Below are 14185 nucleotides of genomic sequence, written 5' to 3' on the forward strand. Positions count from 1 at the left end.
CGCCCCTCACGGCTCACGCGCCCTGCACGAACCAGATCTCGTTCATGCGATAGACCATGACCGCGATCGCGAGATTCGTGACCCCGAGGATCACGGTGCTCCAGCGGTTGCGTTCGACGAGCGCCCAGAAGACTGCGAGCGGCGGCAGGAGCAGGGCCGAGATGAGGTAGACGTAGAACTCGAGCACGCTCCCCGTGGCCGTGTTGCCGGCGAGTGGCGCGAAGAGGGCGACGACGAGTTGCACGACGAGAAGCAGCTCGACGAGCAGTGTCACGCCGAGGGTCAGGTCGGCGGGAGTGCGTTTGGCGAGACCGAGCACGAGACACAGGAGCCCCGCCGCGACGGCGAAGGCGGCCTGGGCGACGGTGAACCACTCGATCACGACGTCACCTCGTCGGTCGGGAAGTTGACGATGGGTTTCGCGCGCCCGTTCGCGACCTCGAGGAGCCCGACGAGTCGGCCATCGGGAGCGAGAGCGGCGTAGGGCTGACCGTCGGCGGTCTCGACGGCGATCCTCTTGCCGTGGGTGAGGTCGACGACCTGCTGGGCGTCGAGGGCGATCGAGTCGAAGAGGGCGGTCGCGACATCCGCGGGGGCCAGGATGCTGTCGGCGACGACGACATCCTCGAGAGTGCGCGCTTCGGCGACACCGAACGGCCCCACTCGTGACCTGCGCAGGGCCGTGAGGTGGCCGCCGGTTCCGAGTGCCTCGCCCAGGTCTCGCGCGAGAGCCCGCACGTAGGTTCCGCTCGAACACTCGATACGCACGTCGAGCTCGATCACTCCGCTCTCGCGGCGCTCGTCGAGCACCTCGAACGCACTCACGGTCACGGGTCGGGTCGCGAGCTCGACCTCCTCGCCGTCGCGCACTCGCGCGTACGCGCGCTTGCCATCGACCTTGATCGCGCTGACGCTGCTCGGACGCTGCTCGATGGGGCCCCTCAACGCGCCGACCTCCTCGGCGATGCGCTCTGCCGTGACCGCGTCGACCTCGTGGGCGGGCGCCGTGCTCACGACGTCGCCCTCTCGGTCATCGGTCGACGTCGAGGCACCGAGTCGAATGGTCGCGAAGTACTCCTTGTCGAGGCCGACGAGAAAGGTCAGGAGTCGCGTGGAGCTGTTGAGACCGAGCACGAGCAGGCCCGTCGCCATCGGGTCGAGGGTGCCCGCGTGGCCGACCTTGCGGGTCTGCGCGAGTTTGCGGGTGCGAGCCACGACATCGTGGCTCGTGAGGCCCTCGGCCTTGTCGACGAGCAGGATGCCGCTCGATCTCGTCACGGACTCGGGGTTTTGCTTCTGCACCCGTTAAGGGTATGCCGTCACACCGTGCTCGCCCCGCACTCCCCCGGCCCCACCCGGCCGGCGGCGTCGCGCCAGCACCGTCGGGCCGCCGCGACGGCGGGCGCCGACCTATGCTCGAGTCCATGCGGATCGCGGTGATCGGGGCGGGAGCCGTCGGGGGGACTCTCGCGGCACTCCTCGACCGTGCGGGCCACGACGTGGCGGTCACCGCACGCGGAGCCCACGCCGCGGCGATGCGAGCCCACGGGTTGCGCCTCACGGGCGCCTGGGGCGACCACATCGCGCGCGTCGAGGTCTCCGCCGCCGTCGACCAGACCCCCGACCTCGTGATCGTCGCGACGAAAGCGACCGATGCGATCGACGCGGTCGCCGCGTCCGCCGCCCGCATCGACGGGGTGCCCGTCGTCGTCGCCCAGAACGGACTCGAGTCGGTGCGGTCGCTCGCGACGGTCGTGCCCCGATCCGACCTCGTCGGGGCACTCGCCCTGTTCGCGGCATCCCACCTCGAACCGGGCGCGGTCGCGGTGACCGCGCCCGGTTCGCTCAGCATCGGCGACGAGTCGTCGACCCACATCGCGTCGCACTTCGCCGCTCGCGTGCTCGACCCGGTCATCCCCACGACGATCGTCGACGACTTCCGCGGTGCGCAGTGGACGAAACTGCTCATCAACCAGGTCAATGCCCTGCCCGCGATCACGGGCTCGAGCGTGCAAGACACCATTCGGCACCGGGCGTTGCGGCGCGTGCTCGTGGCGAGCATGCGCGAGACGGTGGCCGTCGCGCGAGCCGCGGGCATCCGGTTCACGTCGATGTCCGGGCTCACGCCCCTCGCGATCTCGGTGTTCGCGGCGCTCCCGGCGGCGCTCTCGGGCTTCCTGCCCCTCGCCATGGCGAAGCGCATGGGCGACGTGCCCAATCTGGGTTCGACCCTGCAGAGCATCAGTCGCGGCCACCTCAGCGAGATCGACTATCTCAACGGCGCCGTCGTCTCCGAGGCTCGCGCCGCGCGCGTCGACGCGCCGGTCAACACCGTGCTCCTCGATCTCGTGCACTCGGTCGAACGCACGGGGCGCTTTCTCGACCCCTCTGCCGTCGTGGCCGCGGTTCAGCAGGTGTCGGCGAAGACCCGGCGCGGATGATCGGGGTCGCTCACGTCGACGATGGCGACCGCTGACGCGCGCGGTCGTGCCTCGACGAGGTAGGACGCCAGGGCTTCGGCCGGGCCGCTGCCATCGTGCCCGTCGGTCGACGAGGCGGGACCGTCGAGCCAGATCGCGAAGTTCCACTTTGCTCGAACGGCGGGATCGAGCACGAACGACCCGTCGACCACGAGCACGGCCGGTGAGGTCGAGGCTCGGCGGAACGGTGCGACGACGGTCTCGCCGAAGAGCGCGGCGTCGTCACTCGACGGGCGCCGCGGCGTGCCGTCCGAATTCGCCGGGGCGAAGGTGGCGCGCTCGACCGCGTGCGGCCTCGCGGCGAACGCCTCGGCGAGGTCGGTGGCGAAATTCGCGGAGAGGGCGCCGTCGGCCGCGTCGACGGCGACGATCGCTCGCCCGGTGCCGTAGTTGTGCAGGATCTCGGTCACGATCGCTGCGAGGGTGTCTGCTTTCGCCGGTTGCCATCTCGTCATGGCTCGAGCCTAAGCAGGGCGCCCTGAAGCGCAACCTCGAAGCGCGAACCGCTTGCACTGCATCCGACGGCGGAACGCTCACTGCGGGGTGCCTACTGTAGAGCGGTGACCTCGACGAATCCGGCCGATATCCCCCCGGCGCTCGGCGCGTGGTTCACGGAGCACGCGCGCGACCTGCCGTGGAGACGGGAGGGGGTCTCCCCGTGGGGCATCCTCGTGAGCGAGATCATGCTGCAGCAGACGCCCGTCGTGCGCGTCATCCCGCGACTCGAGATGTTCCTCGAGCGCTGGCCCACCCCCGCACACCTCGCCGACGCGACCGCGGGAGACGTCGTGCGCGCCTGGGACAGACTCGGGTATCCGCGTCGCGCCCTCAACCTGCACCGCGCGGCGATCGCGATCGTGGAACGCCACGACGGCGTCGTGCCGTCGGATGTCGATGAGCTCCTCGCTCTCCCGGGGATCGGCGATTACACCGCGCGAGCCGTCGCGGTCTTCGCCTTCGGACTGCGACACCCCGTGGTCGACACGAACGTGCGGCGGGTGCTCGCTCGCGCCGTCGCGGGCGTCGCCGAGGCGGGCGCCCCGTCCACTCGGCGCGACCTCGCGGCGATGAGCGCGATGCTCCCGGCCGACGACGCCGAGGCGCGCGTGTTCAACGCCGCGACGATGGAACTCGGGGCCGTCGTGTGCACGGCGCGCGCTCCCCGGTGCGGGGCGTGCCCGATCGCCGAGTCGTGCGCGTGGCGCGCCGCGGGGTTCCCGGCCTTCGAGGGCGTGCGCGCGCCCGCGCAGAAGTCGTTCGCAGGGTCGGATCGGCACGTGCGCGGGCTCGTGCTCCAGGCACTCCGGTCGAGCGATCATCCGGTCGACGAGAGTGCCGTGCGCACGGTGTGGCATGACGAGGAGCAGCTCGCGCGCGCGACGGCGGGTCTCGTCGCCGACGGCCTCGTGGTCCGCTCGAACGGTACTCTCGCTCTGCCGTCGTGATCGGAGGGGAATAGCCCCACCCTCGATCCGGTTGGGCCGACCATGAAGACGATCATCTACTCCACGACCGGCGACTCGTCGGTGCTCCAGCTCGCCGACCGCGAGACTCCGACGCCCGGCGGGGGCGAAGTGCGCGTGCGCCTGAGCGTCTCGGGCGTCAACCCGACCGACTGGAAGAGTCGTCGCGGAGGCCGCGGTGAACTCCCCTTCGCCGAGGTGACCCCCAACCTCGACGGCGCGGGTGTCGTCGACGCCGTCGGACCCGATGTCATCGACTTCGCGGCGGGCGACCGCGTGTGGGTCTACCTCGCCGCCGACCAGCGCCCCCACGGCACCGCCGCCGAGTTCACGGTGCAGCCCGTGTCCCGCGTGGTCAAACTGCCCGACGGAGCGTCGTTCGACGTCGCGGCGAGTCTCGGTGTCCCCGCCATCACAGCGCACCGCGCGCTCACGGTGAGCGAGGACGGCCCGTCGCGGCTCTCCCCCGGCGCCCTCGCTGACACGATCGTCCTCGTCGCGGGTGGCGCGGGTGCCGTGGGTCACGCGGCCATCCAACTCGCGCGGTGGGCGGGTGCGACCGTCATCACGACCGTGAGCTCCGACGAGAAGGCGACCCTCGCGCGGTCGGCGGGTGCCCACCACGTCGTCAACTACCGCGACAGCGACGCCGTCGACCAGATCCGCGCGATCGCACCCGACGGGGTCGACCTCGTCGTCGAGGTCGCGGTCGTGCCCAACATCGGGCTCGACCTCGCCGTGTTGCGCACGCGCGGAACGCTCGCGATCTACGCGAACAACGGCGGGAGCGAGCTGACGGTCGACATCGGCCCGCTCATGGCGCAGAACGTGCGCGTGCAGTTCATCCTCGTCTACACCGTGGGCCAGGATGCCCTCGACGCCGCGACCGACGACATCACGGCGGCCCTCCGCGACGACGCCCTGCCTGTCGGAGTCGCGAGCGGCCTCCCCCTCACGAGGTTCGCCCTCGCCGACACCGCGGGAGCCCACGACGCGGTCGAGAACGACACCGTCGGCAAAGTGCTCATCGACATCGACTGACGACGGCGCACGAGCATCGACCGACGAGAGAAGCACGAGCGGAATCCTCCGCTCGTGCTTCTCTCGTTCTGACCGTCGGCGCGACTCGGCGTCGCGCTATCGGTCGTCGCGAGTCTCCTCGTCGATCGTCCGAGGCTTGATGTACGGGTCTTCGTCGCCCGCGTAACTCGCTTGCGCCTTCAGGCGCTCGACCTCGAGGTCGCGCTTGGTGGCCTCGGCGAGCAGTTCCTCGATGTGTTTCGCGTTCTCGGGCACCGCGTCGGCGATGAATTCGAGCGACGGCGTGAGCCTCGAGGTCAGGTTCTTGCCGACTTCGCTCCGCAGCATTCCCGTCGCCGACTTGAGGGCGGCAGCCGAGTCGGCGCGCTCCTCGTCGGACCCGTAGACCGTGTAGAAGACGCTCGCGTGCTGGAGGTCGCCGGTCACTTTGACGTCGGTGATGGTCACGAATCCGAGTCGCGGGTCCTTGAGTCCACGCTCGAGCTTCTTGGCGACGATGACCTTGATGGTGTCGGCCATCTTCCGTGCCCTGGTGGGATCCACCATGTCAATACTCCTCATGTACGAGCACCGATGGCGCTCTGTATTCTCTGCTCCCCGCGGCGTCGAGCGTCGCGAGGCGGAGGCCGACGGAGGGGCCCCGAGAGTCGGGGTCTTGGGGGTCCCGTTCTCGGGGCCCCTCCGTCGGCCGGAGCCGGGGCACTAGACCCGCGGCTTCTCCTTCATTTCGATCGTCTCGATCTCGTCGCCGATCTGGATGTCGTTGAACTTGCCGAGGCCGATTCCGGCTTCGTAGTCCGTGCGCACCTCGGTGACGTCGTCTTTGAACCGGCGGAGCGAGTCGATCGTGAGGTTGTCGCCGACGACGACTCCCTCGCGGATGACGCGCGCCTTGGCGTTCCTCGTGATGGTTCCCGAGCGCACGATGACTCCCGCGATGTTTCCGACCTTGGAGGAGCGGAAGATCTCGCGGATCTCGGCGACGCCAGACTGGACCTCTTCGAACTCCGGCTTGAGCATGCCCTTGAGGGAGTTCTCGATGTCTTCGAGTGCCGCGTAGATGACCGAGTAGAACCGCACGTCGACACCTTCGCGAGCAGCCCGCTCGCGAGCCTTCGTGTCGGGGCGCACGTTGAACCCGATGATGATCGCGTTGTCGACCGTTGCGAGGTTGACATCGCTCTCGGTGACGGCTCCCACTCCGCGGTGGATGATGCGGAGCTGAACCGACTCGTCGACCTCGATCTTGAGCAGCGACTCTTCGAGTGCCTCGACGGCACCGGAGACGTCACCCTTGATGATGAGGTTGAGCGAGTCGACTTTGCCGTCTTCGAGGGCCTTGGTGAAGTCCTCGAGGCTGATGCGCTTGCGGCTGCGGGCCAGCAGAGCGTTGCGCTCCACGGCTTCGCGCTTTTCGGCGATCTGGCGGGCGGTGCGGTCGTCGTCGGTCACGAGGAACGTGTCGCCGGCGCGGGGAACCGACGTGAGTCCGAGCACCGCGACCGGGCGTGCCGGTGTCGCGAATTTCACGGTCTCGCCGTTCTCGTCGAACATCGCTCGAACGCGGCCGTAGGCCGTTCCGGCGACGATCGGGTCTCCGACCTCGAGGGTTCCCGACTGGATGAGCACCGTCGCGACGGCACCGCGGCCCTTGTCGAGCTTGGCCTCGATGGCGACACCGCGCGCATCCTTGTCGGGGTTGGCGCGCATGTCGAGTCCGGCGTCTGCGGTGAGCAGCACGGCGTCGAGAAGCTCGGGGATTCCGATCTTGTTGAGCGCCGAGACGTCGATGAACATCGTGTCTCCGCCGTACTCTTCGGCGACGAGTCCGAACTCGGTGAGCTGCTGACGCACCTTCGCGGGGTTCGCCCCCTCTTTGTCGACCTTGTTGACGGCGACGACGATGGGCACGTTGGCGGCTTGGGCGTGGTTCAGCGCCTCGACCGTCTGCGGCATGATCCCGTCGTCGGCCGCGACCACGAGGATCGCGATGTCGGTGACCTGTGCACCTCGGGCTCGCATGGCGGTGAACGCCTCGTGACCCGGGGTGTCGATGAAGGTGATCGGTCGCTCGATGCCTTCGTGCTCGGTGACGATCTGGTAGGCACCGATGTGCTGCGTGATGCCGCCCGCTTCGCCGGCGACGACGTTCGCGTTGCGGATCGCGTCGAGCAGTCGGGTCTTTCCGTGGTCGACGTGACCCATGACGGTGACGACGGGGGGTCGCGCCTCGAGGAGGTCGTCGTCTTCGTCTTCGAGCTCCTGGTCGAGGTCGAGGTCGAAGCCCGCGAGGAGTTCGCGGTCTTCGTCTTCGGGCGAGACCATCTCGATCTTGAAGCCGAGCTCTTCTCCGAGGATGTCGAACGTCGCCTCGTCGAGCGACTCGGTCGCCGTGGCCATCTGTCCGAGGTGGAACAGCACGGTCACGAGGTTTCCGGGGCTCGTGTCGATCTTGTCGGCGAAGTCGGTGATCGACGCGCCTCGGCGCATACGCACGACAGTCTTGCCGTCGCCACGGGGAACACTCACGCCACCGAGCGACGGAGCTTCTCTGAGCTCGAATTCCGCTCTCTTCGTGCGCTTCGACTTGCGCGCCTTGCTCTTGCCGCCTCCGCGACCGAACGCACCGGCGGTTCCTCCGCCGGGACCTCGGCCACGGCCGCCGCCTCCGCCGGGGCGGGGGGCACTGAAGCCTCCGCCCGGAGCGCCGCCGGGGCGTGCGAATCCTCCACCCGCGGGGCGTCCGGGACCGCCGGGACGTCCTCCGGCCGCAGCGGGGCGCTGTCCGAAGCCGCCGGGGCGTGCTCCCTGTCCTGGTCCGCCCGGTCGCGGTGCGCCGGGGCGCGGTGCCGACGGGCGCGGGATTCCGCTGGGGCTCGGCGGACGCGTGTTCATGCCCTGCGCGCTCGCGTAGGGGTTGTTGCCCGGACGCGGTGCGCCGGGGCGCTGCATCCCCTGGGCACTCGCGAACGGGTTGTTGCCGGGGCGCGGGGCGCCGGGGCGCGGGATGGACGACGAGGCGTCTCCGCCGGTCGGTGACGCGGGAGCCGCTGCCTCGGCCGGGGCCTCGGGAGCCGCGGCGGGCTCGTCGGGCGTCGCCGCAGCAGCGGGTGTCTCGGCCTCGGGTGCTGCCGCGGGTGCGGGAGTGGGGGCGGGTGCCGGGCGGGGGGTCGGTGCCGCGGCCTTCGCCGGCGCTTCGGGCTTCTTCTCCGGAGCCGTGATGCCGTCGGCGGCGAGGGCCGCCCTCAGCTTGCGCGCGACGGGGGGTTCGATGCTCGACGACGGTCCTTTGACGAACTCGCCCATCTCCTTGAGCTTCTCAAGGGCCTTCTTGCTGTCAATACCGAGTTCGCTTGCGATCTCGTGTACGCGTGGTTTCGCCACAATTCTCCTGTCTGGGCCTTCTCCCGAACAGGAAGGAAGGCATTAGTCGAGTACGGGACTCATTTCGAGCCGCTCATTAGTCGTTGCTCATTAGTTGTTCACGGGGCTGTACAGCCTGTTCTCTCGGGGATCCCCACGGGACCCTTGCGGATTGGTTGGTCAGACTCCGGCGCAATGTCGTGACGTCTGCCTCGATTCCCGGCACTCGCAGCGCTCTGCCGAAGGCTTTGCGCGAGAGGGCCGTGTCGAGGCATCCGTCCGTGCGATGCACCCACGCGCCTCGACCGGACAGCACCGCGGAAGGATCCGCGGTGAGTTCGCCATCGCACACGACGATCCTCAGAAGGGACGATCGGGGGGCACGTCGGCGACAGCCGAGACAGGTTCTAACTGGCTCCATCGTACACCTGCCTTTCGAGGATCAGCCGTCTCGCGGCTGGCGTGGTCGAGGCACCCGCTCCCGCGGGCATCGACGACGACCCTCCGGCTCAATCCTCCAAGACGGAATCGGGCTGGATGTCGATGCGTGCGCCCGTCAATTTGGCGGCGAGTCGCGCGTTCTGACCCTCTTTGCCGATCGCGAGCGACAGCTGGTAGTCGGGCACGAGCGCGCGCACGGCTTTCGTCGACTGGTCGATGACGAACGACGAGGTCACTTTCGCCGGCGAGAGGGCGTTCGCGACGAACGTCGCGAGGTTCTCGTTGTAGTCGACGATGTCGATCTTCTCGTTGTTGAGCTCGGCCGTCACCGCGCGCACGCGCTGGCCCATCTCACCGATGCACGCGCCCTTCGCGTTGATCCCGCTCTCATTGGCCTTGACCGCGATCTTGGTGCGGTGACCCGCTTCGCGAGCGAGTGAGACGATCTCGACGACGCCGCTCGCGATCTCGGGTACCTCGAGCGCGAAGAGTTTGCGCACGAGCGAGGGGTGCGTGCGCGAGACGGTGATCTGGGGTCCTTTGAGGCCCTTGCTCACGCTCGTCACGTAGACGCGGATGCGCGAACCGTGCGCGTAGTTCTCGCCGGGCACCTGCTCCTCGGGAGGGAGGATCGCCTCGATCGTTCCGAGGTCGACGTGGATCATCCGCGGGTTGGGGCCCTGCTGGATGACACCCGCGACGATGTCGCCCTCGCGCCCCTTGAACTGTCCGAGCACCCGGTCGTCGCCGATATCGCGGAGGCGCTGGTTGATGACCTGCTTCGCGGCGAATGCCGCGATCCGGCCGAAATCGCTCGGGCTGTCTTCGGCCTCGCCGACGACGAGTCCGTCGTCGTCGAGCTCCGGCACGAAGACCGACACGTGGCCGGTCTTGCGGTCGAGGTGCACTCGCGCGGTCGACTCGCCGATCTTCTCTTCGGGAGCGTCGGTGTGCTTGAGGTAGGCGGTGAGGATCGCTTGCTCGATGATGGCGACGAGCTCCTCGAACGGAATCTCACGCTCGCGCTCCAAGAGCCGCAATACGCTCAGATCGATCTCCACGGAGGGCCTCCACTATTCAGATTGGGAACTCCGCGACATACGTCGTCGAGCGGAGCCTGACCCCAAACTACCAGTAGCGAGCCGCCCCCTTCGGCTACCAGGGGCGTTCGACGAACCCCGGCGGCCCGCTTTGGCCGCGATCACGGTCGAGCTGTTCGCTTTTCTCCCGCGCCCCCTCGTCGTTGAGCTCCCCGAGCTCGTCGAGCTGCTCCTCGAGAGACGATTCGGGTTCATCGCCGGAGGGTTGCACCCTCTCGAGGCCCTCGGTCTTGGCCTCGAGCCGGCTGTCGGCGGCATCGAGTTCCTCCCCGGCTTCGCGCCCCTCCCGCTCATTCGGCGGGGCCTCGGGTGGGGTGCACTCCTCTCCCGCTTCGTCGATGACCGCTTGCGCGGCCTCGTAGAGCCTCTGTGCACCCGTGAGGAATCCTTGCTCCACGTAGGAGTCACCGAGCAGCTCCCACGAGAGCGAGAGGTTCACGGCGACGTCGCACCGCGTCGAATCGGGCGCGGTCGCGAATGCGCGCTCGAGGTCGTCGACCGCTTCGTTGAGCAGACCGCCTCTCGCGTATGCCGTGCCCCGGTCGAAATAGGCGATCCACGGTTCGAACGCGTTGCCGGTGAGGAGACCCTCCGACGTCGTCGCGCTCTCGTCGAACGCACCACTGTCGTAGTGCTCGATGGCTCGGTCCGCCGTCGGGGCGAGCGTCGCGAGCTTGCCCGCGAGGATGAGAGCGGCGATCGCGACGGGAGCGAACCCGATGAGCAGCACGCGTCGGGTCACACGACGGCGCCGCTCCGACCGCACGCGGGGGTCGTCTGCACCCGCCGCAGCACGGTCGGTCTGCCCCTCGCGGGGTGTCGCGCTCGTCATCGTCGCCTCCCCTCACCGGGGCCGCGACGGCCGCCCGAGGGCCCCGCCGCGCTCGACGGGCGCGATGCGGCGCCGGCGGCGGAGAGCGGCGCCGACCGACGCAGCGCGAACCACGCGACGAGAGCCTCGCGGAGCGCGAGCGCCCCGAGCGGGACCGCGAGAATCCAGTAGAACTCGCGTGGCGCGGTGACGGCGCCGGGTGAGACGTTCAGGTCGCTCACGTCGATGCCCTCGACGACACTCGTCGCGGAACTCTCGACGTCGCGACGGGTGAGCGATACCCCGAGGTCGCTCGCGATCGTCTCGAGGGTCGCGGTGTCGACGCGAGACACCGCGTCCGCCCCCGTCGTCGGATCGACGATGTAGTCCGGCGCGCTCTCGTCGTCATCGGCCGAATAGCCGTCGAACACGCGCATCCGTCCCCCGTCTTCGCCGCCGTAGGCGAGCACGCCTCCGCCCGAGATGAACCGTTGCACGGGAGCGAAGCTCTCCGGCTCCCGATCGACGGTCTGCTCGCCGTCACCGAAGTAGAACAGCACGCGATCTCGCTCGGGCTGCTCCTCCGTCGCGTCCGCGAGGAGCTCGACGACTGTCTGCACGGGCTCGCTGATGCTGCTGCCGCTCGAGTAGTAGGTGATCTCCTGGGTCAGCACCGACGTCGCCGAGCGCACCGCCGAGACGTCGGAGGTGAGGGGCACCCGCTGGAGGGCGGTCGAATCCGACGTGACGATCGCGAATTGCGCGCCCGCGAGCGCGGTCGTGATGTCGTCGATGTCGCTCTTGACGAGATCGAGTCGCGTCGCGGGACGGCCGTCGATGTCGACCCCGAGGTCTTCGGCAGCCATGCTGCTCGTCGTGTCGACGACGAAGTAGACCTCGAGCCCGCCCGACGCCGCGGGCGCGCTCGTCGTGCCGGGGATCGCGGGGCGGAGCGCGATGACGGCGAGGAGCAGGATCATCGCGATGCGCGCCCACCCCGACACGCGAACCGAGCGACGAGTCGCCGTGAGCAGACCCCGACCGGCGAGCACGAGCAGGGCGAGGCTCACGACGAGGAGCACCCCGAGGGGGACGAGAGGATCGATCGTCATCGGTCGACCCTCCACGCGAGGGCGAGCAGGGTGGCGAGAGCGAGGAAGGCGATCGTCGCCGGGATCTCGGGCCGATCGAGCAGGAGCGTCTCCGGTGCCCCTCGGCTCGCGACCGCCTCCTCCGCACTGATGCTGTCGACGATCGTGGGCACCGCCGCGGGATCGTCGACGGCGAAGTACGAGCCTCCCGTCGCGAGCACGACCTCCTCGAACTCGATCGCGAACTCCTCGAGGTATCGACCGTCGTCTCCCCCACCGGGGTTGATCCCGTAGACCCGGATGTCGCGGCTCGTCGCGAGCTCGCCCGCGTCCGCGAGGGTGAACACCGGCTCACCGACCACGAGGTTGTCCGTCGCGAGGATCACGGAGCGGGATCTGTCGACCTCGGGAGTGTCGAAGCGCTGCGCACACGAGGCGAGTCCGTCACCGACGAGCGAGGAGCCGTCGCCGAAGAACGTGCCCGAGAAGTACTCGCCCTCGTCGGCGTCGAACTGCTCGGAGATGCGGTCGAACTGGCTCACGATGTAGTCGTAGTCGCTCGTGAGCGGGAAGTAGGTCACGGCCGAGGCATTGAAGACGACGAGGCTGATGCGTTCGCCGTCGAACTCGCGAGCCAGTTCGCCGAAGACCTCGACGAGTTGCCGGTCGTAGTCGATCATCGACCCCGACACGTCGAGGCACAGCACGATGTCGCGATTGCCCGTCTCCGGATACACGAGTGTCGGTGCTGCCGGCCGGGCGGCGAGGGCGCCGGCAGACAGCACGAGGACCGTCGCCGCGACGACGACGGCCGCGAGCACCGCGCGATAGCGGCGCACCGCAGATCGGTACTCGGGCAGCGCCGTGAGTCTCTCGACGTGGGCGATCGGTTTGGCCTCGGCGGGTCTCGACGACCGCCGGTTCCGTGCCACGACGAGTGCTGCGACGACGATGGCGACGACCCACACGACGGGCATCCACGGGAGGATCAGTTCCACGGTTTCACCACCCGCCTGGCGTGCTCGGCCGCCTCGGCGACACTCCCGCCCTCGATCGCCGCGAACGCTCCGGGGTAGAGCCGCTCGACGGCGTCGCTCAGCTCCGGCGACTGCGCGTCACGCAGGTCGGCGAGGGTCATCGTCGGTGCGCGCATTCCCGTCGACTCGAACGCGAAGTAGCGCACGAGCAGGCTCAACCGCTGGTGCGCCGCGCGCGACGAGACGCGGCCGGCCCTGTGGTCCGCTTCGACCTCGGCGATGAGGTCACCGTACTTCTCACTGAGGGGGACGTCGGGCATGACGAACTCCGGAACAGCGGCATCGTCGTGCGCGCGCCGCGGAGCTCGTGTGAGCAGCGGCACGACGATGTAGAAGGCGATCACGAGCGCGACGAGGGTCGCCGCGAGCGCCCCCCACCACGGCGAGAAGGTCACGGGAGGGAAGAATGTGCCCTCCGTCAGGCTCCCCGCTCGGAGCACGAGATCGACGTGATCACCGGCGAGCATGGCGGTGCACCTCCAGGAGCCGGAACAGGGCGGGAACGACATCCGCTTCGCTCTCGATCCTCGTGCGGCTGATGCCGAGTTCGCTCCAGAGCGCCCGGGCGCCGTTCTCCCGCTCGATCGTCGACGCGGCGAAACGCTCGCGCAAGCGACGATCGCCGCGCACCGACGCCGGCAGCTCGCCGAGCGCGTCGACGTCGACGACACTCGAGTCGAGCCAATCGGTGCGCATCGGATCGGCGTCGGCGATCGTGAGCCAGAGGATCTCGTGCTGCACGGCGAGGCGCCGCACCGTCGCGATCTCGACGGGCGTGAGCATCCGGTCGTCGGCGAGCACGACGAGCACCATGCGGCGACGGAACGAGCGGGCGACGAACGCGAGCTGGCTCGCGAGGTCGCTCGCCCCCGAGTCGAGGGTCGTGCGCCGGTGGATGAGCTGCAGGACCCTCTCGAGGTGGGTGTCTGTCGACTCGGGTCGGCGGTGCTCGGTGTGATCCGCATCACCCGCGACGACCCCCACGAGGTCACCGTGCCGAGTCGCGAGGTACCCGAGGACACCTCCCGCGAACACGGCGATGGCCCGCTTCGTCTCGCCGCTCGGAGCGAGCGCGGCCATCGACCGACCGGTGTCGGCGATGAGCATGAGGGTGTGTTTGCGACTCGCGATGTAGCGCCGCGTCATGGGCGCGCCCATGCGAGCGGTCGCCTTCCAGTCGATGTCTTTGACCTCGTCACCCGGCACGTAGTGCCGCACGTCGTCGAAGTCGATGCTGCGCCCGTGGAACACCGAGGTGTACTCGCCCTCGAGCAAGCCGCGCACGCGACGGTGGGCGTGGATCGTCACGCGCGACTTGATCTTGTGGAGGAGCGCCGTCATGACGAGGTCGCGGCCGG

15 protein-coding genes are annotated in these 14185 nt (G+C 69.1%); 3 read left to right on the plus strand and 12 right to left on the minus strand.

The annotated features are described in order from the left end of the window. Positions 1-13: 13 nt before the first annotated feature. Together ACLHG5_RS05705 and truB are read right to left on the minus strand one after the other, a co-directional pair. The gene (locus ACLHG5_RS05705) at positions 14-382 is read right to left on the minus strand and encodes a hypothetical protein (protein WP_411315117.1); all 369 of its coding nucleotides are present in this window, start codon (positions 380-382) and stop codon (positions 14-16) included. Continuing rightward, the gene (truB, locus tag ACLHG5_RS05710) at positions 379-1302 is read right to left on the minus strand and encodes a tRNA pseudouridine(55) synthase TruB (protein WP_411318077.1); all 924 of its coding nucleotides are present in this window, start codon (positions 1300-1302) and stop codon (positions 379-381) included. The genes ACLHG5_RS05705 and truB overlap by 4 nt, the downstream gene beginning before the upstream one ends. Before the next feature lie 122 nt (positions 1303-1424). Here truB and ACLHG5_RS05715 point away from each other — a divergent pair, with 122 nt between their 5' ends. Next, positions 1425-2441, plus strand: coding sequence for a ketopantoate reductase family protein (locus ACLHG5_RS05715; RefSeq protein ID WP_411318078.1), 1017 nt, complete (start codon positions 1425-1427; stop codon positions 2439-2441). On the opposite strand, the gene ACLHG5_RS05720 is transcribed toward ACLHG5_RS05715, so the two are convergent. Continuing rightward, a complete protein-coding gene (locus ACLHG5_RS05720) occupies positions 2408-2935 on the minus strand; it encodes a hypothetical protein (RefSeq protein ID WP_411315114.1) in 528 nt (175 codons plus the stop codon). The two genes, ACLHG5_RS05715 and ACLHG5_RS05720, sit on opposite strands and share 34 nt — an antisense overlap. A 105-nt stretch (positions 2936-3040) precedes the next feature. Here ACLHG5_RS05720 and ACLHG5_RS05725 point away from each other — a divergent pair, with 105 nt between their 5' ends. Further along, the gene (locus ACLHG5_RS05725) at positions 3041-3925 is read left to right on the plus strand and encodes an A/G-specific adenine glycosylase (RefSeq protein WP_411315113.1); all 885 of its coding nucleotides are present in this window, start codon (positions 3041-3043) and stop codon (positions 3923-3925) included. Between the two features lie 42 nt (positions 3926-3967). Further along, positions 3968-4984 carry an NADPH:quinone reductase gene (locus tag ACLHG5_RS05730; RefSeq protein ID WP_411318079.1) on the plus strand — a complete coding sequence of 339 codons (1017 nt, stop codon included), beginning with the start codon at positions 3968-3970 and terminating at the stop codon, positions 4982-4984. A 96-nt stretch (positions 4985-5080) separates the two neighbouring features. Here ACLHG5_RS05730 and rbfA read toward each other — a convergent pair whose 3' ends face one another. The 9 genes from rbfA to ACLHG5_RS05775 form a co-directional block, all read right to left on the minus strand. After that, entirely contained in the window at positions 5081-5530 is a 450-nt protein-coding gene (gene rbfA, locus ACLHG5_RS05735; RefSeq protein ID WP_411315111.1) for a 30S ribosome-binding factor RbfA, read from the minus strand. Positions 5531-5686: 156 nt separating this feature from the next. Continuing rightward, positions 5687-8368, minus strand: coding sequence for a translation initiation factor IF-2 (infB, locus tag ACLHG5_RS05740; RefSeq protein ID WP_411318080.1), 2682 nt, complete (start codon positions 8366-8368; stop codon positions 5687-5689). Positions 8369-8444: 76 nt separating this feature from the next. After that, positions 8445-8768 carry a YlxR family protein gene (locus ACLHG5_RS05745; RefSeq protein ID WP_411318081.1) on the minus strand — a complete coding sequence of 108 codons (324 nt, stop codon included), beginning with the start codon at positions 8766-8768 and terminating at the stop codon, positions 8445-8447. An 88-nt stretch (positions 8769-8856) separates the two neighbouring features. Then, positions 8857-9849, minus strand: coding sequence for a transcription termination factor NusA (nusA, locus tag ACLHG5_RS05750; protein WP_411315108.1), 993 nt, complete (start codon positions 9847-9849; stop codon positions 8857-8859). 94 nt (positions 9850-9943) lie between these two features. Continuing rightward, complete coding sequence (locus tag ACLHG5_RS05755) at positions 9944-10720, minus strand: hypothetical protein (protein ID WP_411315107.1); 777 nt, start codon at positions 10718-10720, stop codon at positions 9944-9946. Then, the gene (locus ACLHG5_RS05760; RefSeq protein ID WP_411318082.1) at positions 10717-11811 is read right to left on the minus strand and encodes a vWA domain-containing protein; all 1095 of its coding nucleotides are present in this window, start codon (positions 11809-11811) and stop codon (positions 10717-10719) included. Before ACLHG5_RS05760 ends, ACLHG5_RS05755 begins: the two co-directional genes overlap by 4 nt. Beyond that, positions 11808-12788, minus strand: a complete 981-nt coding sequence (locus tag ACLHG5_RS05765; protein ID WP_411318083.1) for a vWA domain-containing protein — start codon at positions 12786-12788, stop codon at positions 11808-11810. The genes ACLHG5_RS05760 and ACLHG5_RS05765 overlap by 4 nt, the downstream gene beginning before the upstream one ends. Next, the gene (locus ACLHG5_RS05770; RefSeq protein ID WP_411318084.1) at positions 12779-13294 is read right to left on the minus strand and encodes a hypothetical protein; all 516 of its coding nucleotides are present in this window, start codon (positions 13292-13294) and stop codon (positions 12779-12781) included. The genes ACLHG5_RS05765 and ACLHG5_RS05770 overlap by 10 nt, the downstream gene beginning before the upstream one ends. Beyond that, the gene (locus ACLHG5_RS05775) at positions 13281-14168 is read right to left on the minus strand and encodes a DUF58 domain-containing protein (protein WP_411318085.1); all 888 of its coding nucleotides are present in this window, start codon (positions 14166-14168) and stop codon (positions 13281-13283) included. Before ACLHG5_RS05775 ends, ACLHG5_RS05770 begins: the two co-directional genes overlap by 14 nt. Positions 14169-14185: the final 17 nt, after the last annotated feature.

Source organism: Marisediminicola sp. LYQ85 (assembly GCF_046600695.1).
GTDB lineage: Bacteria > Actinomycetota > Actinomycetes > Actinomycetales > Microbacteriaceae > Marisediminicola.

Excerpts from the sequence above, each read along its gene's own strand:
- ACLHG5_RS05760 (WP_411318082.1), bottom strand. The coding sequence starts at position 11,811 with ATGACGATCGATCCTCTCGTCCCCCTCGGGGTGCTCCTCGTCGTGAGC.
- ACLHG5_RS05715 (WP_411318078.1), top strand. The coding sequence starts at position 1,425 with ATGCGGATCGCGGTGATCGGGGCGGGAGCCGTCGGGGGGACTCTCGCG.
- ACLHG5_RS05775 (WP_411318085.1), bottom strand. The coding sequence starts at position 14,168 with ATGACGGCGCTCCTCCACAAGATCAAGTCGCGCGTGACGATCCACGCC.
- ACLHG5_RS05720 (WP_411315114.1), bottom strand. The coding sequence starts at position 2,935 with ATGACGAGATGGCAACCGGCGAAAGCAGACACCCTCGCAGCGATCGTG.
- ACLHG5_RS05770 (WP_411318084.1), bottom strand. The coding sequence starts at position 13,294 with ATGCTCGCCGGTGATCACGTCGATCTCGTGCTCCGAGCGGGGAGCCTG.
- ACLHG5_RS05745 (WP_411318081.1), bottom strand. The coding sequence starts at position 8,768 with ATGGAGCCAGTTAGAACCTGTCTCGGCTGTCGCCGACGTGCCCCCCGA.
- rbfA (WP_411315111.1), bottom strand. The coding sequence starts at position 5,530 with ATGGTGGATCCCACCAGGGCACGGAAGATGGCCGACACCATCAAGGTC.
- ACLHG5_RS05730 (WP_411318079.1), top strand. The coding sequence starts at position 3,968 with ATGAAGACGATCATCTACTCCACGACCGGCGACTCGTCGGTGCTCCAG.
- ACLHG5_RS05755 (WP_411315107.1), bottom strand. The coding sequence starts at position 10,720 with ATGACGAGCGCGACACCCCGCGAGGGGCAGACCGACCGTGCTGCGGCG.